Here is a 24,933-nt window from a genome sequence, read left to right as displayed (position 1 = left end):
AGGGTGCGAGACGTGGTCTCAGATGACGAATTGCCCGGTCTCGACGAGTTCGCCCTACTGCCCGAGAACGCCGCTCAGGCCGGGGTGGCAGAAGTGCCCCCGGTACAGCGCATCGACTCCGGTGCCATCAGCTTCCTGAAATTCGGGTCCGCACCGCCACGGGTGGTGTTCCTGCACGGCGGTGGGCAGAACGCCCACACCTGGGACACCGTGATCGTCGGCCTCGGCGAACCCGCACTGGCCGTCGACCTGCCGGGCCATGGCCGCTCCGCGTGGCGCCAGGACGGTGACTACGGTCCGAAACTGGCTGCCGCCTCCATCATCCCGGTGCTCCGGGCCCACGCACCCTCCCCCGTGTTGCTCGTCGGCATGTCACTGGGTGGGCTGACCGCTTTGCGCATCGCCGCCACCGCCCCCGATCTGGTGCCACAGCTGTTGCTGGTCGACGTCACCCCGTCGGCGCCGCAGCGGCACACCGAGATGACCGACGCGCAGAAGGGCACCGTCGCGTTGGTCCAGGGTGAACGCACCTTCCCCAGCTTCGGCGCCATGCTCGAGGTCACCGTGGCCGCCGCGCCGCACCGCGACCGGGATTCGTTGCGGCGGGGCGTCTTCCACAACTCCAAACAACTCGATGACGGCACCTGGACGTGGCGTTACGACTCCTTCCGCAAGGGTGACGGGTTCGAGGGCCTCTGGGACGACGTGGCCGCCATCCGCATGCCGACAACGCTGGTGCGTGGAGCCAACTCCCACTTCGTCAACGACGACGACGCCGCCCAGTTCGCCGCCGAGGCGCCCGGCTTCCAGCGCACCATCGTCGTCGAGGACTCCGGACACTCGGTGCAGAGCGACCAGCCTCTGCGGCTCATCGAGATCCTGCGCGAGGTACTCGCGTAGCGCACTACGCATCCCATCCCCTGTTCCGCGTGCGACATTCGACCGTGGGAGGAACACACGGTTCGACAACGGGGGATCACCATGACTGTCATCGACGACGCTGTGACACGTCCAGAGACCGACTTCGATCGGCGCCGACGTGAACAAGAGCTGGCCGCGGCCGAGCGCATGCGGCAACGAGAGGCCGAACGTACCGCCAACGAACAGGCCCTCGACGCTCCCGACGGCATCGCCCGCGCCAACGACCCGCTGCGCATGCAACGCCGACGTGAGCGGATGGCGAACTACCGCAGGCAATCCGAAGCAGCGGCAGCCGAGGTCGTCACCGAAGGACAGCTCGAGCGGATTGTCGGGACCGCCGACTTCCTGAGTGTGCGCTACCTCGACGACGGCGTGGCCGCCGCGCGTGCGGTGGGGCGGATCAACATCCGAAGCTCGGACGGTACAACGGGTTACGGCACAGGTTCGATGGTGTCACCCCGGCTGATGCTGACCAACCACCATGTGCTGCCCGACGCGATCACCGCCCAGCGCAGCTTCGTGGAATTCAACTACCAGGACGGGCCAGGTGGAGCCCTGGTGCAAACGGTTCCACTGCAGTTCGCCCCCGGCATCTTCTTCATCGCCGACCACGAGCTCGACTTCGCGCTGGTGGCGGTGGACGGCACTGCGGAACAACTGGCGCAGTTCGGATTCAACCCGCTGACCGCCGCCCAGGGCACCGTGGCCATCGGTGAACCCGTGACCATCGTCCAGCACCCGCGGGGTGAGCGCAAACAGGTGGTGGTGCGGGAGAACAAGACGATCGACATCCCCGAACGCCATCTGCACTACGAAGCAGACACCGAACCCGGTTCGTCCGGCTCGCCGGTGTTCAACAACCAGTGGGAAGTGATCGCGCTGCACCACGCCAGCGTGCCCACCCCCACCAACCCGCAGTACAAGTTTCTCAACGAAGGCGTGCGGATCAGCCGCATCCTGAACCACCTCACCGACGCCGCGCTGCCGCCGGACTTCCGTGCCATCGTCGACGAGGATCTGCCGGTACACACCAGGCCCGAACCGGTCCGACCGTCCGCGGTGACCGCGCCGAGGACGGGTCAGGAGTCCACCCCGGCACCGAGGTCGCCGGTGACGATCGAAATCCGTTACGACAGCACCATTGTGCGAGCCGTCGGCACCCCGGAGCCCGACCTCGAGCCGGCCATCGAAGCACTGCGGGTGGACACCGACTACTCCAACCGCGGCGGATACGATCCGCGGTTTCTCGGCCCCACCCTGCCGCTGCCACCGCCGAACACCGAGGTGGCACTCTCACCAGAGCTGAAGTACCACCACTTCAGCGTCCTGATGAACACCACCCGCCGGCTGGCCGCCTACACCGCGGTCAACATCAAAGGACCGATCGACAGGATCACCCGTGACCGCGACCGCTGGGTCCTGGACCCACGGCTACCCGCCGGTGAGCAGACCGGCGAAGCGGTGTACGCCGACAACCCCTTGGACCGCGGACATCTGGTGCGCCGCCTGGACCCGGCGTGGGGACCGAACGCCAAGGCCGCGGTGGCCGACACCTTCCACTTCACCAACTGCACACCACAGCACCACGACTTCAATGCCGGCGGCACCCTGTGGCTCGGGCTCGAGGACTACCTCCTCGACAACACCGACAACCAGCGTCTGGCCGTGAGCGTGCTGACCGGACCGGTGCTGGGCGCCGACGACCCGGAATACCGCGGCGTGGCTCTGCCCAGGCAGTACTGGAAGGTCGCGGCCATGGTGAAGAAGGACGGGCAACTGTCGGTGACGGCCTACCTGTTGAGCCAGACCGCGCTGCTCGACGAGGTCACCGGCGCCGAGGCCTTCTCATTCGGGGCCTACCGCACCTTTCAGGTTCCGGTGCGCCGGATCGCCGATCTCACCGGCCTGAACCTGGACACCTACATCGCCGGCGATCCGCTGGAACGCCTCGAAGCCACCGCGCTGCCCCGCGAACTGCTGCGGCATGCCGACATCATTCTCTGACCCTGGACGACAAAGGAATTCATCATGGCCATCAATGACGCACCCACCACCCGCAACTGCGGGGCAATGGAGGTCCACCGTCGACTGCTCACCGAATCCGAAAGCTACCGCACCGCGCGTGCGGAGCTGGAGAACGCGACGATCCAATTGGAGGCAATGGGGCAGCGCCTCACCGGGACGGTGACGATCCCTGTCGTGGTGCACGTCGTGTTCAACCGCGCCGAGCAGAACATCTCCGACGAACAGATCCACACTCAGATCGAGGTGCTGAACCAGGATTTCCGTGCCGCCAACGCCGACATCACCGACGTGCCCGCACCGTTCGCCGCGGCGGTGGCCGACGCGGGAATCGAATTCGCCTTGGCCACAGTAGATCCAGAGGGACACCCCACCGACGGCATCACCCGCACCCGAACCCGGGTGGCGTCGTTCGGCACCGATGACGCGGTGAAGGCCACCGCAACCGGCGGTATCGACGCCTGGCCGGCCGACCGCTACCTCAACATCTGGGTGGCCAAGCTGGGGGGCGGTCTGTTGGGCTATGCCCAGTTCCCGGGCGGCAGCCCTGCCACCGACGGTGTGGTGGTCACCTACACCGCGTTCGGCACCGTCGGCACCGCCACCGATCCGTTCGACCTCGGGCGCACCCTGACGCACGAAATCGGCCACTGGCTCAACCTCTTTCACATCTGGGGTGATGACGGATCCGGCTGCGGAGGCACCGACGAGGTGGACGACACCCCGAATCAGGCGGGCGGGAACACCGGTAAGCCGGTCTTCCCACACGTCACCTGTAACAACGGACCGCACGGCGACATGTTCGTGAATTACATGGATTACGTCGACGACGACGTGATGGTGATGTTCACCCACGGCCAGGTGGACCGAATGCGTGCCTGCCTGGATGTGGCCCGTCGGTCGGTCTGGCAGCCCGCCCGGTTCGCCGAGGGCAATGGCCACGTGCCGGTGCACACCAACGGCCACGAACCCTCGGTCGTGTCATCGGGTTCGCGTATCGACGTGATCTTGCAGGGCGCCGACGGCGTGACCTATCACAAGTGGTTCGACGGAACCGCCTGGGAACCGTCACAGACCGGCTGGGAATCGATCGGACACCCCTGACAATGACTGCGCCACAAGGTCGTTGGCGACACTCCTTCGAGGAGGACCACGACGGCATCACGGTGTACCGCCCGGAGTCCTACACCTTTCCGCCGGCCCGCGGTCGCGGCGGCGTGGAGTTCGGCCCCGACGGGGGCTTCATCGACTGGGGACCGGGGGCGGCCGACGTGCCACAGGGTCGCCACGGTTTCTGGAGCGGCACCCCCGACCTCGAGAAGTTGGAGGTCACCGTCGGTGACCGCCACCGGGTCCTCGACGTCGTGTCCTACCAACCCGACAAGTTGGAACTCCGGATCCACGAGGAGACACCATGAGCGCTCCGATCACCCAGGAGTGGACGTGCCGGCGCGGGGCCCCGACCGGAGGCGGCCAGGGTGGCCCGCTCCGCCGCCGGACCCCGGATGCGTGACCCCGGCACCGAGGCACTGCTGGACCTGTTGTCCCCGGCGCGCTGTCAACAGTTGTTGAACGCCATCACCACTGCGACAACACGACACTCGCTGTCCGCGGGTTACGCCGAGGCGCTCGAGTTCGCCGGAGAGCACCTGCGGACGGCGGGATACAACGTGTCGATCACCCCGATCACCGTCGGTGCCGGACTGTCCCACAACATCGTCGGCGGACAACCCGGCACCGCAGACAATCCCGGGCTTGTTGTGGTGTGCGCACATCTGGACTCGGTCAACCACGTGGATGGCGCGGCTGCACCGGCCCCCGGCGCCGACGACAACGCCAGCGGGTCGGCGGGCGCCCTGGAGCTGGCGACGGTGCTGGCCTCACGCAGCTGGCGCCACGACCTGCAGATCATCCTGTTCGGCGGGGAAGAACAGGGTCTGCTCGGCAGCCGCGCCCATGTGGCGGCGCTGAGTGCCGGCGACAGGGACCGCATCCGCGCCGTCCTGAACATGGACATGATCGCAAGACGCAACGGCGTTGACGCCGGGGTCCTGATCGAAGGCGCAGCAGTGTCGCTGGACTTGGTGCAGCGACTGGCGCAGGCCGGCGCCACGTGGACCGAGCTCGAGGTGTTCACGTCTTTGAACCCGTTCGCCAGCGACCACGTCCCGTTCATCGAAGCCGGCATCCCGGCGGTACTGACCATCGAAGCCGAAGACTCCGCCAACACGGCGGTGCACACCGCCGCAGATACCCTCGACCGGCTGGACCCCCAGCTCACCGGGCAGATTCTGCGGATGAACCTGGCCGCACTGGTTGGACTTCTCGACTGAACACCGATTGTTAACCTTCTGATTGCCGTCTGCTAGATCCGCTCCCGTAACTTTCCGCGGTGTTCCGACCACAGCCCAGGTCGGTCTCTCCGCGGAAGGACCCTCAGCCATGGCGATCGTGCCGTTGAACCTGTTCGTGAACCACAACGGGCAGTCGTCCCGGCAGCGCATCACCTGCCGCTACAAGTGCGGCGACCAGTGCGCCCACCCCGCACCCAACAAGACCGACAACGCCTACTTCGGCGATGTGGTGCGCCAGGCGATGTCTCGGCGCTCGGTGCTGCAGGCCAGCGGCGTCGCGGTACTGGCCGTTGGCGGTGGATCCCTGTTGGCCGCCTGTTCCAGCGATGAATCACCCACGGCTGCAACTTCATCCACCAGCGTGGTCCCGGAGGAACTCAAGCCACTGCCCGGTATGGACTTCGCCGCGGTGGCACCCAACAGCGAAGACGCCGTGGTGATACCGGACGGATATCGCCAGGCCGTGGTGATCAGCTGGGGCGACCCGGTGCTGCCCGGTACCCCCGCCTTCGACGTGGCCAACCAGACGCCCGCCGCCCAGCGGGGTCAGTTCGGCTTCAACAACGACTTCGCCGGGCTGCTGCCCATCGAGGGCTCCCCCGGGCGCTACCTGCTGGTGGTCAACCACGAGTACACCACCGAGCAGTTCATGCACCCCGGCTACAACGCCGACGCCCCCACTCGGGAGCAGTTCGAGATCGGCGTTGCCGCGCACGGACTCACCGTGGTGGAGGTGGAGAAAACCCCCGACGGCCTCAAGCCGGTGATGGGTCGCTACAACCGCCGCATCACCGCCGACAGCCCCTTCACGCTGACCGGCCCAGCCGCGGGTACCGATTTCGTCAAGACCGCCGCCGACCCCACCGGCCGCACCGTGCTGGGCACCGTCAACAACTGCAGTGGCGGTGTAACCCCCTGGGGTACAGTGCTTTCCGGCGAAGAGAACTTCAACAGCTACTTCGGCGCAGCCGAAGGCGCCCCGGCGCCCAACCCCGTCGACGCCGACCGGCTGGACCGCTACGGTGTGAAACTCGAAGCCACTGAACGCAAGTGGGAGACCTTCGACCCCCGCTGGGACGTCACCTCCAGCCCCAATGAGGTCAACCGGTTCGGCTACGTCGTCGAACTCAACCCCTGGGACCCCGAGTCCACCCCCGTCAAGCACTCCGCGCTGGGCCGGTTCAAGCACGAGGCCGCCAACATCTTCGTCACCGACGACGGCACCGTCGTCGCCTACTCCGGCGACGACGAGCGCTTCGACTACATGTACAAGTTCGTGTCGTCCAAGAAGATCCAGCCGGGCACCTCACCTGAAGCCATGGCGGCCAACATGACCATCCTCGACGAGGGCACCCTCTACGTCGCGCAGCTCACCAGCGACATCCCGGCCGCAGAGATCGACGGATCCGGCACGCTGCCGTCGTCCGGATCGTTCGCCGGCACCGGCATCTGGATCCCGCTGTTGCGCTCCGGGGCAGGCGGTCAGGCCGAATCGCTGGTCGACGGAATCAGCCCGCAGGAGGTCGCGGTGTTCACCCGGTTCGCCGCAGACAAGGTGGGCGCCACCAAGATGGACCGCCCCGAGGACTTCGAGGCCAATCCCGTCTCCGGCAAGGTCTACGTCGCGCTGACCAACAACTCCAACCGCGGCGCCGAGGGCAAACCCGGCCCCGACGCCGCCAACCCACGCAACGACAACAAGAACGGTCAGGTACTCGAGCTCACCGACAACCACGCCGGCACCGACTTCACCTGGGACCTGCTGCTGGTGTGCGGCGACCCGGCCGCTGCCGACACGTACTTCGGCGGCTTCGACAAGACGAAGGTCAGCCCGATCTCCTGCCCGGACAACCTGGCTTTCGACAGCCACGGCAACCTGTGGATCTCCACCGACGGCAACGCGCTGGACTCCAACGACGGGCTGTTCGCCGTCGCGCTGGACGGCCCCAACCGCGGTGAGACCAAACAATTCCTGACCGTGCCGGTGGGCGCCGAGACCTGCGGCCCCATCGTGAAGGACGACATCGTGACGGTGTGTGTGCAGCACCCCGGCGAGAACGACGACAACAGCATCGACGACCCCCTGTCGCGCTGGCCCGAGGGCGGCAACGGCACCGCGCGGCCCTCGGTGGTCGCCGTGTGGCGCGACGGCGGCAACATCGGCGTGTAGTCGGGATTTCGGCGTGTTCTCTGCCGCTGAGCGGCGGAAAACACGCCGAAATCACTACGTTGGGGAGCATGACCCTCCCCATCCGCATCGGTGTCCAACTTCAGCCCCAGCACTCCCCCGACTACGGCCTGATCCGCGACGCCGTGCGCCGCTGCGAGGACATGGGCGTCGACATCGCCTTCAACTGGGACCACTTCTACCCGCTCTACGGTGATCCCGACGGCGCGCACTACGAATGCTGGACCATGCTGGCCGCCTGGGCCGAACAGACCTCGAAGATCGAGTTCGGCGCTCTGGTCAGCTGCAACTCCTACCGCAATCCGGACCTGCTCGCGGACATGGCCCGCACCGTCGACAACATCAGCGGCGGCCGGCTGATCCTGGGCATCGGATCGGGCTGGAAGGACAAGGACTACGAGGAGTACGGCTACGACTTCGGCACCGCGGGCAGCCGGCTCAACGATCTGGCCGCGGCGCTGCCCCGGATCCGGTCGCGGCTGAGCAAGCTCAACCCGGCCCCGGTACGAGACATCCCGATCCTGATCGGCGGCCAGGGGGAGAAGAAGACCCTGCGACTGGTCGCGGAGTACGCCGACATCTGGCACGGCTTCACCGATCGCGCGACGTACCCGGGCAAGGCGGAGGTGCTCGACGCCCACTGCGCCGCGGTGGGCAGGGCGCCGGCGGCCATCGAGCGCTCCTCTGGCGTGCCGGAACGAAATGTCGATGACATGCTCGCCGAAGCCGACGCGCTGGCCGCCCTGGGCGTGACATTGTTGACCATCGGCGTCAACGGACCCGACTACGACCTCAGCGCGGCCGAAGCACTGGTCACGTGGCGTGATCGGCGTACCGCGTAGGGCATTCACACTCGATTCACACATGGCAGAGGCAGACATTTTCGTGCCGGTTTCCTGTGAAAATCAATCCCATTTGCACGCTGACGTGCCTCGACGGATTCAAGACGTTTAGTCTTGGCGTTGTAGATCCGGTACATCAACGAGCACAGCTGTCGAAACAACGGCAGAATTCACAAGTGCTCGACCGGGCTGCGGGGCGCGGGGAGGTGCAGATGCCAAAGAAATACGGTGTCAAAGAAAAGGATCTGGTGGTGGCCCACGTGGTCAATCTGATCCTGACGGGGAGGCTGCGATCTGGGGATCGGATCGATCGCAACGAGATCGCCCATGTGCTGGGGTTGAGCCGTGTGCCCATCCAGGAGGCCGTGGTCCAGCTCGAGCACGACGGGATTCTCAGTACCCGGTACCACCGGGGAGCGTTCGTGGAGCGGTTCGACGAAGCAGTGGTCATGGAGTATCACGAGATCTACGGCATGCTGAGCGGGATCGCCTCGGCCCGAGCTGCGGCCGATCCCGAGTGCCGGGTGATCGCGCGACTGGATTCGCTGATGCCGGTACTGCGCAACTCGTGCGCGAGCCTGGCCTTCAACGAGGCCTCCTGGGAGTACCGCAGGACGATCTACGACGAGTACGCGGGTCCACGTCTGTTGGCCAACATCCGCGCGTCGCAAGCCTTCGTCCCACGTGACTTCTGGGGTGCCTACGTCGGAGCGGGCGCGGAAATGCTCGCGCTCTACGAGCACGAGACCGAGGCCATCCGCCACCACGACATCGAAGCCGCCAAGGCCGTCAACGTCGAGCGGGCGAATCTGCTGGCCAGGGTGATGCTCGACGAGCTGCGCCGCCGCGGGGTGCTGGGAATCGCGGCCGCACTTGCAGTCTGAATGAGCCGAACCCCCGTTCACGGGGGTCTCGAGCAGTAGGTTGCTCACGGTGAGGTTCTTCGCTGGCCGCCTCTTGGCCATCACCGTCACCGTCCTGCTGATCTCGGGGCTGACGTCGGCATCGCCGGCGTCAGCGGCTGATCAGTGCGCACCCGCCGGCGTCACCAGCGCCAGCGCGTTGCCCAACAACCTGGCGGCAGCCAGTACCGGACCCGAGGCGGACAAGTACACCACCGCGTCGGTGGTGCCGCTGGACACCGTCGACCCCGCCGCGCTGGGTCTCACCCGACCCGGCATCCTGACAGTCGGCACCCTGTCCGACGCCCCACCCAGCATCTGCATCAACGCCGCGGGAGTGTTCACCGGCTTCGACAACGAACTGCTGCGCGCTGTCGCCGACAAGCTGGGTCTGCAGATCGAGTTCGTGGGCACCGACTTCTCCGGTCTGCTGGCCCAGGTGGCCACCCGACGCTTCGACGTCGGCTCGTCGTCGATCACCACCACCGATGCCCGCCGCCAGACCGTCGGCTTCACCAACGGTTACGACTTCGGTTACTTCTCTCTGGTGGTGCCCACGGGGTCGGCCATCGCCGGGTTCTCCGATCTGGCGGCGGGACAACGCGTCGGCGTGGTCCAGGGCACCGTCCAGGAGGCCTACGTCGTCGACACCCTGGGCCTGGACCCGGTGAAGTTCCCGGACTACAACACCGTCTACGCCAGCCTGCGGACCGGTCAGATCGACGCCTGGGTGGCCCCGTCACAACAGGCTGTCGGTACGGTGCGGCCCGGGGACCCGGCCGAGATCATCGAGAACACCTTCAGCCTCGACAACTTCGTCGCCTATGCGGTGGCCAAGGACAACCAGCCGCTGATCGACGCACTGAATTCGGGTCTGGACGCGGTGATCGACGACGGTACCTGGGCGCGGCTCTATTCCGACTGGGTGCCACGCGCACTGCCGCCGGGTTGGAAGCCCGGCTCCAAAGCCGCTGTGCTGCCGCAGCTTCCGGACTTCGCCGAGATCGCCGCAGGCAATGCTCCCACCGGCGAGGCCCCGGCGGTGGCCCCGAAATCGACGCTGGCCCAGCTGGGCGAGGCGTTCTTCTCCTGGGACCTCTACCGTCAGGCGATCCCCGACCTGATCAAGACCGGGCTGCCCAACACACTGATCCTGACCGTCAGCGCCGCGTTGATCGGCTTGGCGCTGGGCCTGCTGCTGGCCGTCGCAGGCATCTCACGGTCGCGGTGGTTACGCTGGCCCGCAAGGGTTTACACCGACATCTTCCGAGGGTTGCCCGAGGTGGTGATCATCTTGCTGATCGGCCTCGGCTTCGGCCCGGTGGTGGGCGGGCTCACCGGAAACAACCCCTATCCCCTGGGCATCGCCGCGCTGGGGTTGATGGCCGCGGCCTACATCGGCGAGATCCTGCGCTCCGGGATCCAGAGCGTGGAGGCGGGTCAACTGGAGGCCTCGCGCGCGCTGGGCTTCAGTTACTCGTCGTCGATGCAGTTGGTGGTGATACCGCAGGGCATCCGGCGGGTGCTGCCCGCGTTGGTGAACCAGTTCATCTCGCTGCTGAAGGCCTCTTCGCTGGTGTACTTCCTGGGCCTGATCGCCAGCCAGCGGGAGCTGTTCCAGGTGGGTCGCGATCTCAACGCCCAGACCGGTAACCTCTCGCCGCTGGTGGCCGCCGGTCTGCTGTACCTCGCCTTGACCATTCCGCTGACGCATCTGGTGAACTACATCGACAACCGCCTGCGGCGCGGCCGACCACCCACCGAAGCCGACGACCCGCTGGCCCCGGCCACCGACCGGGAGATGGTGTGATGTCCGAGCCGGTCTCGTTGCAAGCCAACGATATTCATCTGTCCTTTGGTAACGCGAAGGTGCTGCGCGGGGTCGACATCGACGTGCCCGCGGGCACCACCACCGCCGTCATCGGGCCGTCCGGGTCCGGAAAGTCGACCTTGCTGCGGACACTGAACCGGCTCTACGAACCCGACCAGGGTGACATCCTGCTCGACGGCCGATCCGTGCTGCGCGACGATCCCGACGCGCTGCGCCAGCGCATCGGCATGGTGTTCCAGCAGTTCAACCTGTTCCCGCACCGCAGTGTCTTGGACAACGTGACGCTGGCGCCACGCAAGCTCAAGAAGATGACGTCCGAGGCCGCCCGTGAACTCGCCTTGGCACAGTTGGAGCGAGTGGGGTTGCGGCACAAGGCCGATGTACGTCCCGGCACCCTGTCCGGCGGACAACAGCAAAGGGTCGCCATCGCCAGAGCTCTGGCGATGACGCCGCAGGTGATGTTCTTCGACGAGGCCACCTCTGCGCTGGACCCCGAACTGGTGAAGGGAATCCTGGCGTTGATCACCGAACTGGGTGCCGACGGCATGACGATGGTGGTGGTGACCCACGAGATGGGCTTCGCCCGCTCGGCCGCCGATGCCGTGGTGTTCATGGATCACGGTCGGGTGGTGGAGGCGGGGGCTCCTGAGCAACTGTTCGAGGCCGCCGAAACCGACCGTTTGCAACGGTTCCTGTCCCAGGTGTTGTGAACCACACGACGACCGTGGTGACCTGCAAGAATTTTGCCGGAATTCCGCTTCCCGGGCAGAATGACAGCCGCTGACAGGTTAGACTAGCGAACTATGACTGAGAGCGAAGTCGGCGTCACAGACGTAGCTGACGTTTCCGACCTTGCCGAGGGTCTGCACCGCGCGTTGTCGAAACTGTTCACCGTGCTGCGGCGCGGTGACAAGACGGCCGCGACACCGGCCGACGACCTGACCCTCGCTCAGCTGTCCATCTTGGTGACCCTGCTGGACCAGGGCCCCATGCGGATGACCGAACTGGCGGCACACGAGAAAGTCCGCACGCCCACCACCACCGTGGCCATCCGTCGGCTGGAGAAGCTGGATCTGGTCAAGCGCACCAGGGATCCCTCCGATCTGCGTGCCGTGCTGGTCGAGATCACGCCGAAAGGCCATGCCGAACACCGCGAAGCGCTCACCAACCGCTACGCCGCGCTGGCGTCGATGCTGCGGGGTTTGTCTCCCGAGGAACTCGAGACACTGCAGCGCGCCCTGGAGCCACTCGAGAAGCTGGCCACCAAGAAGACCTAGCCTGAGCCCGAGGCTGCGTGGGGGTGCCCTCAGCGAGGCGAGGGGGAAACCGAGCAGTTGAAAGAGCTCAGGCTACAAGAGAACTTCAACCCAACCAGTCGAGCACCGCCGCCGCGGTCCAGGACTGCTGCATACTCCCCAGCGGTTCCCCGGTGAACGGCTCGTAGTACTCGGCGAATGTACCGTCGCTGGCCTGCCGTAAACCCTCGCGACGCAGGCTGTTCGAGCGTTCAGCCCAGCCGCGGCGGGCGAAGCACCAGGAGAACAGCCAGGTCAGCACCGGCCACACCGGACCGCGCCAGTATTCCCTGGAACGGAAGTCCCGCGACACCGGCGAGGTCGACGGAATCAGCGCGTACTTCAGGTCCGGGTGTCCGCGGAATCGCGGGCCCTCCAACAGCCGCAGCAGGGTGCGCTCCTTGTCGTGCGGCAGACCACCACACAACAGCGGAGCGAACTGCGCCGCCGTCTCGGTGGCGATCCAACGCTGTGCGCGTAGATCGTAATCCCTTGCCGCACCGGTCCTTTGATCGGTCGAATCGATGACACCGGCCCGGAAGCGCTCTGCCCATGCGTAGAGGTCCCTGACATCGGCGTGCGGGCGTTTGTAGTCCTCGCCGATCTCGGCAAGCACCGTACACGCCACCGAGAAGATGGCCGAGACGAAGACGTCCTCGACCGCGAAGCTCATCACCTTCGGCAGTAGCGCATCGTCGTAGCGCGCGGCCTTCATCTCCTCGAGCAGCCACAGATAGCGGTCATACTCGGTATCCGACGGCCGCTGGCTGGCGTCGGTGTTGATCTTGTTGTCCTCCCGCTGGTACTCGGGCACCGCACCGGGAATCACGTTGGCGTACGCGGCGTCCCAGCGTGGCGAGTTGTCCATACCGGACTCCCAGCCGTGGTACATGGTGATGCGCCCGTGCTCGTCTTGATCGCGTGCCTCCGCCAGCCAGCGATGCCACCGCACCATGTCCGACCACCTGCGATCCAGGAACGCCTCGGCCACCGCGCGGGTGGAGCGGCCCCGAGTGCGGGCGTGGTCCAGGATGCGCTGCACCGCGATGGCGTGCACCGGCGGCTGAGTGATACCCGAGGTGTGACGCGTGCGCGGCGCGGTGGTGGCCAGCGCCGAGCAGGCCCAGCGCGCCGGGCCCGGGAAGTATCCGTCCACCCCGTTGGCGAACACGATGTGCGGGATCATGCCGTTGGTCCACTGCGCCGAGAGCAGCGTGTCCAGTTCGACCACCGCGCGCTCCACTGACAGCGGAGCCAGCCCGACTGCCACGAATGCCGCGTCCCAGCTCCACATGTGCGGGTACAGCAGCGGTGCCGCCGTCGTCATCACCCCGAGGTCGTTGCCCCGAAGCAGATAGGCCGCGCGGGCCGCGAGCTGTGTCGGCGCAAAACTGGGATCGGGTGCCACGCGTCCATTCTGCGTTCCCTGTGCGCGGAACGCTCGCTGGATTCCGGTTTGTAGTGTTGGGCCCATGCCCTCCGCGCTCATCACCGGTGCCTCCCGTGGCCTCGGCGCCGCAATCGCCGCGGCCCTGGCCCCCACCCACACACTGCTGCTCGCGGGACGGCCGTCGGCCGAGTTGGACGCCGTCGCCGCCCTGCATGGCGCCACCACCTGGCCGTTGGATCTCACCGACGAAGAGTCACTGGAGGTCAGCAGCGAGGTGCTCGCCGAGCTGGACGTTCTGGTGCACAACGCCGGGGTGATGTTCCCGGGTCGGGTGGCAGAGACCACCCCCGACCAGTGGCGAGCCACCTTCGAAATCAATGTTGTTGGCGCGGTGGGCCTCACGCTGGCGCTACTGCCGGCGCTGCGCGCCGCCCGCGGGCAGGTGATCTTCATCAACTCCGGCTCCGGACGCAACGTGTCGGCCGGGATGGCGTCCTACTCGGCGAGCAAGTTCGCGCTGCGGGCGTTCGCCGACTCGTTGCGTGCCGACGAACCCGAGCTACGAGTGACCTCGATCCATCCCGGCCGGATCGACACGGAGATGCAACGCGACCTGGTCGACTATCACGGCGGCCAGTACGACGCGTCGAAGTTCCTGCGGCCGGAGACGGTGGCGCAGGTAGTGGCCCAGGTGGTGGCCACCCCACCCGACGGGCACACCCACGAGGTGGTGCTCCGGCCCCGTTAACCAGCGGGCCCGTTAACCAGCCGGATCTCCTTCACCTGCTCGTACCTCGCAGCCTCGGCCTCCGGCCGCCGGATCTCCTTCACCTGCTCGTACCTCGCAGCCTCGGCCTCCGGCCCCGTTAACCAGCCGGATCTCCTTCACCTGCTCGTACCTCGCAGCCTCGGCCTCCGGCCCGTCAGACCACCAGGTTCACCAGCCGGCCCGGAACCACGATGACCTTCTTGGGTTCTGCGCCGGCCAGGAATGCCAGCACCTTCTCATCAACCCGCGCCAGTGACTCCACGGCCGCCTTGTCGGCGTCGGCAGGCACCGTGATGCGCCCACGCACCTTGCCATTGACCTGAACCGGGTACTCGACCGTGTCCTCGACCAGGTACGCCGGATCGGCGACCGGGAAGGGGCCGTGCGCCAGCGACGACCCGTTGCCGAGCCGCTCCCACAGCTCCTCGGCCAGGTGAGGCGCCAGCGGGGCGACCATCAGCACCAGCGGCACCAGTGCATCGCGGGCGGTGATGCCCTCCTTGGTGAGGTGGTTGGTGTACTCGATCAACTTGGCCGCGGCGGTGTTGTTGCGCAGATGGGCGTAGTCGTCGGAGACACCGTCGATGGTGCGGTGCAAGATCTTGCGCGTCGCCGGGTCCAGTTCGGCATCGGTGACCCGGTTCCGCCCTGTCGCCTCGTCGACCACCAGACGCCACACCCGCTGCAGAAAGCGATGCGCCCCAACAACATCCTTGGTCGCCCACGGCCGTGAGGCCTCCAGCGGACCCATCGACATCTCGTAGACGCGCAGAGTGTCGGCGCCGTAGTTGTCACAGATCTCGTCGGGTGACACCGAGTTCTTCAGGCTCTTGCCGATCTTGCCGAATTCCTGGTTCACCTCACTGCCTTCGTAGAAGAACTTGCCGTCCTTCTCCACCACATCGGCGGCAGGCACGTAGGAACCACGCGAATCGGTGTAGGCGAACGCCTGGATGTAGCCCTGGTTGACCAGACGGCGGTACGGCTCGCTGGAGGACACGTGCCCCAGGTCGAAGAGCACCTTGTGCCAGAACCGCGAGTACAGCAGGTGCAGCACGGCATGCTCCACACCTCCGACGTACAGGTCGACACCACCGGGGTCGCTCGGACCGTGCTCGGCGGGGCGCGGGCCCATCCAGTACGCCTCGTTCTCCTTGGCGCACAACTCATCCGGGTTCTGCGGGTCGGTGTAGCGCAGCTCATACCAGGAGCTGCCGGCCCACTGCGGCATCACGTTGGTGTCGCGGGTGTAGGTCTGCAACCCGTCACCGAGATCGAGTTCGACGTTCACCCAGTCGGTGGCCTTGGCCAGCGGCGGCGAAGGTTCGCTGTCGGCGTCATCCGGGTCGAAGGATACCGGCGCGTAGTCCGGGACGTCCGGAAGTTCCACCGGCAGAGCGGATTCCGGCAGGGCATGAGCACGGCCGTCGGCGTCGTAGACGATGGGGAACGGCTCACCCCAGTAGCGCTGCCGCGCGAACAACCAGTCACGCAGCTTGAACTCGACCCGACCCTGACCGCGGCCGTCGGCCTCCAGGCGCTGCGTCACTGTCGCCTTGGCGGTGGTGACGTCCATGCCGTCGAGGTATCCGGAGTTCACCAGGACGCCGTCGCCGGTGTACGCGGATTCCGAAACGTCACCGCCAGAAACGACTTCGATGATGGGCAACCCGAACTCGGTGGCGAAATCCCAGTCCCGCTGGTCGCCGCCGGGCACCGCCATGATGGCACCGGTGCCGTAGCCGGCCAGCACGTAGTCGGCGATGAAGATCGGCACCTGTGCGCCGTTGACCGGGTTGACCGCGTGCACCCCGAGGAACACACCTGTCTTGGTCTTGTTTTCCTGGCGCTCCAGATCCGACTTGGCCGCAATCGCCGCGCGATAGGCGGCCACCGCGGCGGCCGGGGTATCCGCGCCGTAGGTCCAGCGCGTGTCGGTTCCGTCCGGCCACGCCTCCGAGACCAGGGTGTCGACCAGATCGTGTTCGGGTGCCAGCACCAGATACGTTGCGCCGAAGAGGGTGTCTGGGCGGGTGGTGAACACACCGATGTCCCCGGCCGGCGAGCCGAACTGCACCGAAGCACCGACGGAACGGCCGATCCAGTTGCGCTGCATGGCCTTGACCTTGTCCGGCCAGTCCAAGGTGTCCAGGTCGTCGAGCAGCCGGTCGGAGTAGGCGGTGATGCGCATCATCCACTGCCGCAGACGTTTCCGGAACACCGGGAAGTTACCGCGGTCACTGCGGCCGTCCGAGGTCACCTCTTCGTTGGCCAGCACGGTGCCAAGACCCGGGCACCAGTTGACCATCGAGTCCGCGCGGTAGACCAGCCGGTAGCCGTCGATCACATCGGCACGCTCACCGGCATCCAGGGCCGACCAGCTGCGGCCGTCATCGAGTGTCCTTGTGCCGGACTCGAATTCGGTGATCAAGTCGGACACCGGCCGAGCCTTGCCCACGGCGGGATCGAACCAGGCGTTGTAGATCTGCAGGAAGATCCACTGCGTCCACTTGTAGAAGTCGACATCGGTGGTGGAGAAACTGCGTCGTGCGTCATGCCCCAACCCCAAGCGCCCGAGCTGGCGCTTGAAGTTGACGATGTTGGCCTCGGTGCGGATGCGCGGATGGGTACCGGTCTGCACGGCGTACTGCTCGGCAGGCAGGCCGAACGAATCGAAGCCCAGCGCGTGCAGGACGTTGCGGCCCTGCATGCGGTGATAGCGGGCGTAGACGTCCGTGGCGATGTAGCCGAGTGGATGGCCGACGTGCAGGCCCTCCCCGGAAGGGTAGGGGAACATGTCCTGGACGAACATCTTGTCCGGGGGCACTGTCGTCCCGTCGGCGGGCGCCAGGGTGCCCACCGGGTTGGGCACGTGGAACGTGCCAAGGCGTTCCCACTTCTCCTGCCAGGTCTGCTCGATGCGCCCCGCCAGATCCGCGGAATAGCGGAATGCGGGGGTATCGGAGTCGGTGGCGGAAGTGGTCGTGTCGGTCACGCTGAACAGGGTATAAGGGCACCTCCGGGGGCCAAAAACGCGATGCGTGCCAGTGCTGCCGGTCACGGCTTCGTCTCGGTTGGGTTGCGGGGGTGTCAGCGCTTGGTTCCAGGTCGGTTCCAGCTCTGGGAAACGCCGCCGCGCCGGGGATACAGTCGGCCCCTGACCTGGGATGGCGCGCACTGTCGGGAGCGCCGCGCCAACCGACAGACCCGGAAAGGATCGATTGGCATGTTCGCCTATGTCACCGGCCGCGTACTCGCCGGAGGTGTCGCCGCAGGCATCGCAGGCGTGATGGGGCTTGCCGTGGCACCGGCCTCCGCTGAACCGGCAGTGCCGCTGCCTCCCGTACCTACACCGGCAACCATGGTCGAGCAGGCGGGCGTGGCCCCACTGGCTCCGGGCATCCCCGCCCAGCCGGCTGCTGCCGCCGTCGCGCCGCAGGCCCAGTACTCCCCGCAGGCCCAGTACGCGCCCCAGCTCCAGCAGGTCGCAGCTCCGGCGCTGACGCCCGCCACCTCAGGCACCATCCGCGAGTTCCTGACCAGCAAGGGCGCAACCCTGGAGCCGCAGAACCCGCGCACCTTCACCGCGCTGCACATCACCTTGCCCATGCCGCCGGGCTGGGCCCAGGTTCCCGACCCGAACGTGCCCGACGCGTTCGCGGTGATCGCCGACCGCGTCGGCGGCGACGGTCTGTACACGTCCAACGCACAGGTGGTGATCTACCGCGTCGTCGGCGGCGCATTCGATGCGACCGAGGCCAGCACCCACGGCTTCATCGACAGCCAGCAGCTGCCCAACTGGCAGTCCACCGACGCCTCGCTGGCACCGTTCGGCGGGTTCCCGTCGTCGCTGATCGAGGGCACCTACCAACAGAACGACATGACGCTGAACACGTCGCGCCGCCACGTGCTGGCGACCTCAGGGACCGACACCTATCTGGTGTCGCTGTCGGTGACCACCGCGGTCAGCCAGGTGGTCGCCGCGGCCGACGCCACCGAGGCGATCGTCAACGGCTTCAAGGTCACCGCGCCCACCGCGGCACCGGCGCCGCCGCCCGCCACCGCGCCCTGAGTTTTTGGGGGGCGCGGCTCACCTCGTAAAGTGAGCCCATGCTGATTGCCGGTGTGGTGTGCCTGTGCGCAGCGATTGCCGCCGCGGGCTCGGGTGTGTGGACGTTGACGCGACCGAAGAGCGCCGACCTGACGCAGCAGGTACTGCGTGCCGTGGCACCGATCCAGCTGGCCGCAGCAGTGATGCTGGCCGCAGGCGGTGTGGTGGGCATCGCTGTTCCCGCGCCCACCGGGCTGGTGGTGCTGGTGGTCTGTGTGGTGGGTGCGCTCGGCACCATCGTCGCCGGATCGTGGCAGGGCGCGCGCTTTGCGACCCGTCCGCAGCCGGCGTCGGACTGCGGCAGCAGTTGCGGATCGTGCACGCTGTCGTGCGCCAGCGGGTCACCGCTGGCCAACAAAGCCGGTTAGCTAGTTTCGGCTGACGTCGATCGGGTGTGTGGCCAGCAGCGACATCGGCATCGGCTGGCGACGCAGCACCCGCGACCACAGATCCACCCGCTGTTCCACCAATACGTCTGACGGCAGCGCCGACAACACCATCCAGTCGTTGCGCTCGATCTCCCCTTCGAGCTGACCGATGGTCCAGCCCGAATAGCCCGCGAAGATCCGCACTCCTTCGAGGACGGGTGCCAGGACATCAGGATCGGCGTCCAGATCCACCATCACCATCCGCCCGGCCACGTGCCGCAGACCGGGCACGCCCTGGGCGTCCATCCCGACCCGCAGCGTGCCGAGACACAACGCGGCATCCCGCTTGACCGGGCCGCCGACGAACATGGTCTTGGGCTTCGCCGCCAGCTTGGCCCACTGCGGCAGCACGTTGTAGACAGCGGTCTCGCTGGGCCGGTTGAGCACCACGCCGAGGGTGCCGCCGTCGTTGTGTTCCACGACGTAGATGACGCTGCGCCGGAAGGTCGGCTCCAGCAGATCGGTGTTGGCCAACAACAACGTTCCCGCGCGCACCCGGTGTGCCGCGGGTGCGACGTAATCCTCGGGGTCTTCCGACTGGGCCACGCACCCATCATGGCACCAGGGCAGCGCTGTCGTGGCGAACAACGGCGGCGTGACGGATATTTGTAGGCTGGTCTCCTGTCGTGGCGCTGACGCGTCCATCCGCGCTTGAGGGAAGTGATCTCGTGGTCGACGCGCGTGGCGCCGTGGCGTTGTGGCGCGCGGTCCGCGCTCTGCCGCAGTTCTGGCGGTTGATGGAGCTGCGGCTGGCAAGTCAGTTCGGTGACGGCCTATTCCAGGCCGCCCTGGCGGGGGCACTGCTGTTCAATCCGGACCGCGCCGCGACACCGTGGGCCGTCGCGGGCTCGTTCGCCGTGCTCTTCCTGCCGTACTCGCTGCTGGGCCCCTTCGCCGGTGCGCTGCTGGACCGCTGGGACCGGCGTCTGGTGCTGGTGGGGGCCAACCTGGGCCGGCTGGTGTCGATCATGGTCGTCGGCGTGCTGCTGGCCGTCGGCGCGGGCGATCTGCCGATCCTGTGCGGAGCGTTGATCGTCAACGGGTTCACCCGGTTCGTCGCCTCCGGTCTGTCGGCGTCGCTGCCGCATGTGGTGCCCCGCGCGCAGGTGGTGACGATGAACTCGGTAGCCACCGCGGCGGGCGCGTTCGCGACGTTCCTCGGCGCCGACTTCATGCTGCTGCCGCGGTGGTTGATCGGCGCCAACGATGCCGGCGCCTCGGCCGTGATCTTCATGGTGACGGTGCCGGTGGGACTGGCGCTGGTGCTTGCCCTGCGGTTTCCCGCCCATGTGCTCGGGCCCGACGACACCGTGCGTGCCATCCACGGATCGGTGTTCTACGCGGTGTCGACGGGCTGGATTCACGGCTTCCGCACCGCGGCGGCCGTGCCGACCGTGGCCGCGTCGCTCATGGGCCTGGCCGCGCACCGGATGGCCTTCGGCATCAACAGCCTGCTGGTACTCGTGATCGTCCGGCACACCGACACCCCGCAGGTGGCGGTGGCGGGCCTCGGCACGGCGGTGCTGTTTCTGTCGGCGACCGGCCTGGGTGCCTTCCTGGCCAATCTCTACACACCGGCACTGGTGCGACGCTGGGGACGCTATGCCAGCGTCAACGGCGCACTTCTGGCTGCCGCGGTGATCCAGCTTTCGGCCGTGACGCTGGATCTGCCGGTGATGGTTTTGTGTGGCTTCCTGCTCGGCTCGGCCGGACAGGTGGTGAAGCTCTGCGCCGACAACGCCATGCAGATCGACGTCGACGACGCTCTGCGTGGACACATGTTCGCCGTACAGGATTCGCTGTTCTGGGTGTCGTTCATCGCGGCTATCACCCTGGCTGCGGCTGTCATCCCCGACGACGGTCATGCGCCCGGCTTGGTGGTCACCGGGGCGGCGTTCTATCTTCTGGGACTGGCCGCCAATGCCGTGGTCGGCCGCCGCGCCGCCCGCTGACGCAGTCGTTGACGTAGTGCCGCCGGAGCCGGGGTGGGGGTCTGAGGGCCCGCGCCACGTACCGCATAGGGTGACGCCATGGCCGATGCCGGTCCGCTGATCGCGGAGCTCACCGCCGAAAGTGACGAGCTGGACGCGCTGGTGGCTGACCTGAGCCCCTCGCACTGGCAGACGATGACGCCGGCACCGGGCTGGACCATCGCACATCAGATCGCGCATCTGTTGTGGACCGACCGGTTGGCGGTGCTCGCGGTCACCGACGAATCGGCCTTCGCCGACGCGCTCACGGCGGCCGCGGCCAACCCGTCGGGATTCGTGGACGCCGGTGCCGAGGAGGTGGCGGCTTCGCCCGACCTGCTGGCGTCATGGCGGTCCACCCGGGCGATGCTGCACGCATCGCTGCGCGCCGTGCCCGAGGGCCGCAAGCTGCCGTGGTTCGGGCCGCCGATGAGCCCGGCGTCGATGGCCACCGCACGGCTGATGGAGACCTGGGCGCACGGTCTCGATGTGGCCGACACGCTCGGGGTGCGTCGGGTTCCTACCTCGCGGTTGCGGTCCATCGCCCACCTCGGTGTGCGAACTCGTGACTTCGCCTTTACCGTTCATGGCTTGACTCCGCCGGCGGAGTTGTTTCACGTGGAACTACGCGGGCCCGCCGGTGAGAGCTGGGTGTGGGGTCCCGAGGACGCCGCGCAACGAGTCAGCGGCTCCGCCGAGGACTTCTGCTTCCTGGTGACGCAGCGCCGTCCGCTGGCCGAATTGGACGTGACGGCAACGGGTTCCGATGCGCAGCAGTGGTTGACGATTGCGCAGGCATTCGCGGGGCCGCCCGGCGCGGGCCGATGAGCGCTTGCGCGAAGAGGAGCCACGCCACATCCAACCCCGCGCGGGCCGATGAGCGCTTGCGCGAAGAGGAGCCACGCCACATCCAACCCGGCGCGGGCCGATGAGCGCTTGCGCGAAGAGGAGCCGCGCCGCATCCAACCCCGCGTGGGCCGATTTTGCCGGCCTGTCGGCCGAGGACACACGCTCGGCTCAGAGCGTCTGGGCGCTGTCGGCGGCACCGTCGCCGTCGGCATCAGCCAGCTTGACGTCCCACCGGCCGTCGCCGTCGGTGTCGACGTACCCGACCCGGCCGTCGTCGCTGAGCACCCGATCGGCCAGCCCGTCTGAGTCACTGTCCACCAAAAGGTCGTCGACCGCGCCGTCGGCGTCGAAGTCCACCATCGGTCCCCCCGTCGACTCCAGGCCGTCGAGACTCAGCCACCGCAGCGGCCGCCCCGGCCCGTCGGCAGGTACCGCCCACGTGCCGGAACCGTCGTCGGTGAACCACCCGGCATCACCGTCGAGATCCAGCACGGCGTACTCGGCGACCCCGTCCCCGTCGAGGTCGACCAGGGCATCGTCGAGCAGGCCGTCACGGTCGAAATCCAGCGCCACGCCGTCGAAGACACCGTCGCCGTCGGTGTCGACATCCGGCGTACCCGACCACATCGAAGCGGTGCCGTCCTCGGCACCCAGGCAATAGTCCATACCCGTTAGTCGGGCGTGGAGCCCCTCTGGTTCCACCACTGCAACAACTCGGCCACCGCCTCGTCGTGCTCCAGTGGCCCACGCTCCATCCGCAGATCCTTCAGGTAGCGCCAGGCCTGGCCCACCTCGGGACCCGCCTGGATGCCCAGCAGTTCCATGATCGCGTTGCCGTCGAGATCCGGGCGCACCTTGGCCAGATCCTCCTGCTCGGCGAGCTCCGCGATGCGCCGCTCCAGGTGGTCGTAGTTGGCCTGCAGGCGCGCGGCGCGACGCTTGTTGCGAGTGGTGCAGTCGGCGCGCACCAGCTTGTGCAGCCGCGCCAGCAGCGGGCCCGCGTCGGTGACGTAGCGACGCACCGCGGCGTCGGTCCATTTGCCGTCGCCGTAACCGTGGAAGCGCAGGTGCAGATACACCAGCTGGGACACGTCGTCGACCATCTGCTTGGAGTACTTCAGCTCGCGCATGCGTTTGCGGACCATCTTGGCGCCCACCACCTCGTGATGGTGAAAGCTCACCCCGCCGTCGGACTCGTGCTTGCGAGTGGCCGGTTTGCCGATGTCATGCAGCAGCGCCGACCACCGCAACACCAGGTCCGGGCCTCCACCTTCAGAACCCAGGGGTTCCTCCAGATCGATGGCCTGGCGCAGCACGGTCAGCGAGTGCTCATACACATCCTTGTGCTGATGGTGCTCGTCGATCGCCATCCGCATACCGCCGATCTCGGGCAGCACCTGCTCCCCCAGCCCGGTGTCGACCAGCAGCTGGATGCCGGCCACCGGATCCGCGCCGAGCATCAATTTGTCCAGCTCGGCGCTGATCCGCTCCGGGGTGATCCGCGCCATCTGCGGGGCCATGTCCGTGATCGCCGTCCGGACCCGCGGCGCCACCTCGAAGCGCAGCTGCGAGACGAACCTGGCCGCCCGCAGCATCCGCAGCGGATCGTCGCCGAAGGACGACTCCGGCGCCGCAGGCGTGTCGAGCACGCGTGCCACCAGCGCCGCCAACCCTCCGAGTGGGTCCAGGAACTCCCCCGGCCCCGAGCCGGTGATCCGCACCGCCATCGCGTTGACTGTGAAATCACGGCGCACCAGGTCGTCGGCGAGGCTGTCGCCGAACCGGACCTGCGGGTTGCGCGACACCTGGTCATAGGTGTCGGCGCGGAAAGTGGTGATCTCCACCCGCACCCCGTGGCGCGCCGCGCCGACGGTGCCGAATTCGATTCCGGTGGTCCACATGGCCTCGGCCCAGGGACGCAGGATCTTCTGGATCTCGTCGGGGCGCGCGTCGGTGGTGAAGTCGAGGTCGTACGGGAGACCGTCACCGGGCTGCGGGAGCCGTCCCAGCAGCGCGTCACGCACCGGACCGCCCACCAGGTACAGCTGCCGTCCGGCGGCTTCGAACGCAGCGCCGACGGCACACAACACCTCGGCATGCCCGTTCAGCCTCACCGCTGCACCGGCCAGCAGTTCGGCTTCATTCAGGGCGTCTGACACGTTCAATGAGCCTAGATGGCCGCGCCGGTCCGTCGATCACCGACCGGCGAGTGACGCAAGAGGCACAGCTGGCGCCAGCTACTATCGCTTGGGTGTCGGACGGCGAGCAGGCCAAACCACGACGGCGCCGCGGTCGCCGTCGGGGTCGCCGTGCCGCAGGGCCGCCGCAGAACGCCCCGGAGGCCAGTGCGGCCGAGACCGCTCCCCCAGCTCAGCCCCCAGAGGCCGAGACGGCCAAGCCGCGTCGTCCGCGGCAGAACAAAAACCCTGGGCGGCTGCGCACCGTCCACGAGACATCGGCGGGTGGGCTGGTGATCGACGGGCTCGACGGTCCGTTCGAAGAGCAGGTCGCCGCCTTGATCGGACGCATCGACCGGCGCGGCCGGATGCTGTGGTCGCTGCCGAAGGGCCATATCGAACAGGGCGAGACCGCCGAGCAGACCGCCATCCGTGAAGTCGCCGAGGAGACAGGTATCGAGGGCAAGGTCCTGGCCGCTCTGGGCAGCATCGACTACTGGTTCGTCACCGAGGGCAGGCGGGTGCACAAGACCGTGCACCACTATCTGATGCGCTTTTCCGGTGGAGAACTGTCCGACGAGGACGTCGAGGTCACCGAAGTGGCCTGGGTGCCCGTCCGTGAGCTGCCGTCGAAACTGGCCTATGCCGACGAACGCAAACTCGCCGAAGTGGCAGGCGAACTGATCCACAAGCTGCAGACCGACGGTCCGGCGGCGCTACCGCCACTACCCCGCAGCACCCCACGCCGCCGGCCACAGACGCATTCACGCGCCCGACGTCGCCGTCCCGACGAGTCCGCACCCGGCCGGGCGGGCGGCTGCGGACAGGGCCCGTGACGCCGCGGCGGCGCCGCTTGCGCAGGTTCTCGATCACGGCGCCCCGCT

22 protein-coding genes are annotated in these 24,933 nt (G+C 67.3%); 17 read left to right on the top strand and 5 right to left on the bottom strand.

What is annotated here, in order from left to right:
- Positions 1-12 precede the first annotated feature (12 nt).
- The 11 genes from BVC93_RS12255 (at position 13) to BVC93_RS12205 (ending at position 12,337) form a co-directional block, all read left to right on the top strand.
- Positions 13-900, top strand: a complete 888-nt coding sequence (locus tag BVC93_RS12255; protein WP_442929045.1) for an alpha/beta fold hydrolase — start codon at positions 13-15, stop codon at positions 898-900.
- A gap of 81 nt (positions 901-981) precedes the next feature.
- Positions 982-2,925 (top strand): DNA/RNA non-specific endonuclease, encoded by a 1,944-nt coding sequence (locus tag BVC93_RS12250; RefSeq protein ID WP_083737513.1) that lies wholly within the window; start codon positions 982-984, stop codon positions 2,923-2,925.
- 24 nt (positions 2,926-2,949) lie between these two features.
- Positions 2,950-4,047, top strand: a complete 1,098-nt coding sequence (locus BVC93_RS12245; RefSeq protein ID WP_083737511.1) for a zinc metalloprotease — start codon at positions 2,950-2,952, stop codon at positions 4,045-4,047.
- Positions 4,048-4,049: 2 nt separating this feature from the next.
- Positions 4,050-4,361, top strand: a complete 312-nt coding sequence (locus tag BVC93_RS12240) for a hypothetical protein (protein ID WP_083737510.1) — start codon at positions 4,050-4,052, stop codon at positions 4,359-4,361.
- A gap of 60 nt (positions 4,362-4,421) precedes the next feature.
- Complete coding sequence (locus tag BVC93_RS12235) at positions 4,422-5,276, top strand: M28 family metallopeptidase (protein ID WP_083737508.1); 855 nt, start codon at positions 4,422-4,424, stop codon at positions 5,274-5,276.
- A gap of 109 nt (positions 5,277-5,385) precedes the next feature.
- Positions 5,386-7,467: a PhoX family protein gene (locus BVC93_RS12230; RefSeq protein ID WP_083737506.1), complete on the top strand. Its 2,082-nt coding sequence runs from the start codon at positions 5,386-5,388 to the stop codon at positions 7,465-7,467.
- A gap of 68 nt (positions 7,468-7,535) precedes the next feature.
- Entirely contained in the window at positions 7,536-8,327 is a 792-nt protein-coding gene (locus tag BVC93_RS12225) for an LLM class F420-dependent oxidoreductase (RefSeq protein WP_083737504.1), read from the top strand.
- A 212-nt stretch (positions 8,328-8,539) separates the two neighbouring features.
- Positions 8,540-9,211 carry a GntR family transcriptional regulator gene (locus BVC93_RS12220; protein ID WP_083740986.1) on the top strand — a complete coding sequence of 224 codons (672 nt, stop codon included), beginning with the start codon at positions 8,540-8,542 and terminating at the stop codon, positions 9,209-9,211.
- A gap of 73 nt (positions 9,212-9,284) precedes the next feature.
- Positions 9,285-11,039, top strand: coding sequence for an ABC transporter substrate-binding protein/permease (locus BVC93_RS12215; protein ID WP_442929081.1), 1,755 nt, complete (start codon positions 9,285-9,287; stop codon positions 11,037-11,039).
- Complete coding sequence (locus BVC93_RS12210; RefSeq protein ID WP_083737499.1) at positions 11,039-11,770, top strand: amino acid ABC transporter ATP-binding protein; 732 nt, start codon at positions 11,039-11,041, stop codon at positions 11,768-11,770. Before BVC93_RS12215 ends, BVC93_RS12210 begins: the two co-directional genes overlap by 1 nt.
- 93 nt (positions 11,771-11,863) lie before the next feature.
- Positions 11,864-12,337: a MarR family winged helix-turn-helix transcriptional regulator gene (locus tag BVC93_RS12205; RefSeq protein ID WP_083737497.1), complete on the top strand. Its 474-nt coding sequence runs from the start codon at positions 11,864-11,866 to the stop codon at positions 12,335-12,337.
- Between the two features lie 85 nt (positions 12,338-12,422).
- Here BVC93_RS12205 and ggh read toward each other — a convergent pair whose 3' ends face one another.
- Positions 12,423-13,763, bottom strand: coding sequence for a glucosylglycerate hydrolase (gene ggh / locus BVC93_RS12200; protein WP_083737495.1), 1,341 nt, complete (start codon positions 13,761-13,763; stop codon positions 12,423-12,425).
- A 64-nt stretch (positions 13,764-13,827) separates the two neighbouring features.
- Here ggh and BVC93_RS12195 point away from each other — a divergent pair, with 64 nt between their 5' ends.
- Complete coding sequence (locus tag BVC93_RS12195) at positions 13,828-14,493, top strand: SDR family oxidoreductase (protein ID WP_083737493.1); 666 nt, start codon at positions 13,828-13,830, stop codon at positions 14,491-14,493.
- Between the two features lie 175 nt (positions 14,494-14,668).
- Here the strand turns inward: BVC93_RS12195 and leuS are convergent, their stop codons facing one another.
- The gene (leuS, locus tag BVC93_RS12190; protein WP_083737492.1) at positions 14,669-17,509 is read right to left on the bottom strand and encodes a leucine--tRNA ligase; all 2,841 of its coding nucleotides are present in this window, start codon (positions 17,507-17,509) and stop codon (positions 14,669-14,671) included.
- Between the two features lie 231 nt (positions 17,510-17,740).
- On the opposite strand from leuS, the gene BVC93_RS12185 reads away from it, so the two are divergent.
- Positions 17,741-18,586: an LpqN/LpqT family lipoprotein gene (locus BVC93_RS12185; protein WP_083737491.1), complete on the top strand. Its 846-nt coding sequence runs from the start codon at positions 17,741-17,743 to the stop codon at positions 18,584-18,586.
- Between the two features lie 38 nt (positions 18,587-18,624).
- Positions 18,625-18,993 (top strand): hypothetical protein, encoded by a 369-nt coding sequence (locus tag BVC93_RS12180; RefSeq protein WP_083737490.1) that lies wholly within the window; start codon positions 18,625-18,627, stop codon positions 18,991-18,993.
- Here BVC93_RS12180 and BVC93_RS12175 read toward each other — a convergent pair whose 3' ends face one another.
- The gene (locus BVC93_RS12175) at positions 18,994-19,599 is read right to left on the bottom strand and encodes a YqgE/AlgH family protein (RefSeq protein WP_083737488.1); all 606 of its coding nucleotides are present in this window, start codon (positions 19,597-19,599) and stop codon (positions 18,994-18,996) included. It abuts the gene before it with no gap.
- A 122-nt stretch (positions 19,600-19,721) separates the two neighbouring features.
- On the opposite strand from BVC93_RS12175, the gene BVC93_RS12170 reads away from it, so the two are divergent.
- Positions 19,722-21,005 (top strand): MFS transporter, encoded by a 1,284-nt coding sequence (locus BVC93_RS12170; protein ID WP_083737486.1) that lies wholly within the window; start codon positions 19,722-19,724, stop codon positions 21,003-21,005.
- Positions 21,006-21,083: 78 nt separating this feature from the next.
- Positions 21,084-21,851, top strand: a complete 768-nt coding sequence (locus BVC93_RS12165) for a TIGR03084 family metal-binding protein (RefSeq protein ID WP_083737484.1) — start codon at positions 21,084-21,086, stop codon at positions 21,849-21,851.
- A gap of 189 nt (positions 21,852-22,040) precedes the next feature.
- Here the strand turns inward: BVC93_RS12165 and BVC93_RS12160 are convergent, their stop codons facing one another.
- The gene (locus tag BVC93_RS12160; RefSeq protein ID WP_083737482.1) at positions 22,041-22,538 is read right to left on the bottom strand and encodes a pullulanase; all 498 of its coding nucleotides are present in this window, start codon (positions 22,536-22,538) and stop codon (positions 22,041-22,043) included.
- Between the two features lie 5 nt (positions 22,539-22,543).
- The gene (locus BVC93_RS12155) at positions 22,544-24,031 is read right to left on the bottom strand and encodes a CCA tRNA nucleotidyltransferase (protein WP_083740985.1); all 1,488 of its coding nucleotides are present in this window, start codon (positions 24,029-24,031) and stop codon (positions 22,544-22,546) included.
- Positions 24,032-24,123: 92 nt separating this feature from the next.
- Between BVC93_RS12155 and BVC93_RS12150 the strand changes: the two genes are divergently transcribed.
- Positions 24,124-24,885: an NUDIX hydrolase gene (locus tag BVC93_RS12150; protein WP_192860280.1), complete on the top strand. Its 762-nt coding sequence runs from the start codon at positions 24,124-24,126 to the stop codon at positions 24,883-24,885.
- The last annotated feature ends 48 nt before the right edge of the window (positions 24,886-24,933 follow it).

It is taken from the genome of Mycobacterium sp. MS1601 (assembly GCF_001984215.1).
In the GTDB taxonomy this organism is placed as follows: domain Bacteria; phylum Actinomycetota; class Actinomycetes; order Mycobacteriales; family Mycobacteriaceae; genus Mycobacterium.
Note: the sequence above shows the minus strand (reverse complement) of the source record. Positions and strands in the feature narration are given on the sequence as shown.

Excerpts from the sequence above, each read along its gene's own strand:
- BVC93_RS12160 (WP_083737482.1), bottom strand. The coding sequence starts at position 22,538 with ATGGACTATTGCCTGGGTGCCGAGGACGGCACCGCTTCGATGTGGTCG.
- BVC93_RS12185 (WP_083737491.1), top strand. The coding sequence starts at position 17,741 with ATGTTCGCCTATGTCACCGGCCGCGTACTCGCCGGAGGTGTCGCCGCA.
- BVC93_RS12225 (WP_083737504.1), top strand. The coding sequence starts at position 7,536 with ATGACCCTCCCCATCCGCATCGGTGTCCAACTTCAGCCCCAGCACTCC.
- BVC93_RS12230 (WP_083737506.1), top strand. The coding sequence starts at position 5,386 with ATGGCGATCGTGCCGTTGAACCTGTTCGTGAACCACAACGGGCAGTCG.
- BVC93_RS12250 (WP_083737513.1), top strand. The coding sequence starts at position 982 with ATGACTGTCATCGACGACGCTGTGACACGTCCAGAGACCGACTTCGAT.
- BVC93_RS12205 (WP_083737497.1), top strand. The coding sequence starts at position 11,864 with ATGACTGAGAGCGAAGTCGGCGTCACAGACGTAGCTGACGTTTCCGAC.
- BVC93_RS12180 (WP_083737490.1), top strand. The coding sequence starts at position 18,625 with ATGCTGATTGCCGGTGTGGTGTGCCTGTGCGCAGCGATTGCCGCCGCG.
- BVC93_RS12240 (WP_083737510.1), top strand. The coding sequence starts at position 4,050 with ATGACTGCGCCACAAGGTCGTTGGCGACACTCCTTCGAGGAGGACCAC.
- BVC93_RS12245 (WP_083737511.1), top strand. The coding sequence starts at position 2,950 with ATGGCCATCAATGACGCACCCACCACCCGCAACTGCGGGGCAATGGAG.
- BVC93_RS12220 (WP_083740986.1), top strand. The coding sequence starts at position 8,540 with ATGCCAAAGAAATACGGTGTCAAAGAAAAGGATCTGGTGGTGGCCCAC.
- BVC93_RS12210 (WP_083737499.1), top strand. The coding sequence starts at position 11,039 with ATGTCCGAGCCGGTCTCGTTGCAAGCCAACGATATTCATCTGTCCTTT.
- BVC93_RS12165 (WP_083737484.1), top strand. The coding sequence starts at position 21,084 with ATGGCCGATGCCGGTCCGCTGATCGCGGAGCTCACCGCCGAAAGTGAC.
- BVC93_RS12195 (WP_083737493.1), top strand. The coding sequence starts at position 13,828 with ATGCCCTCCGCGCTCATCACCGGTGCCTCCCGTGGCCTCGGCGCCGCA.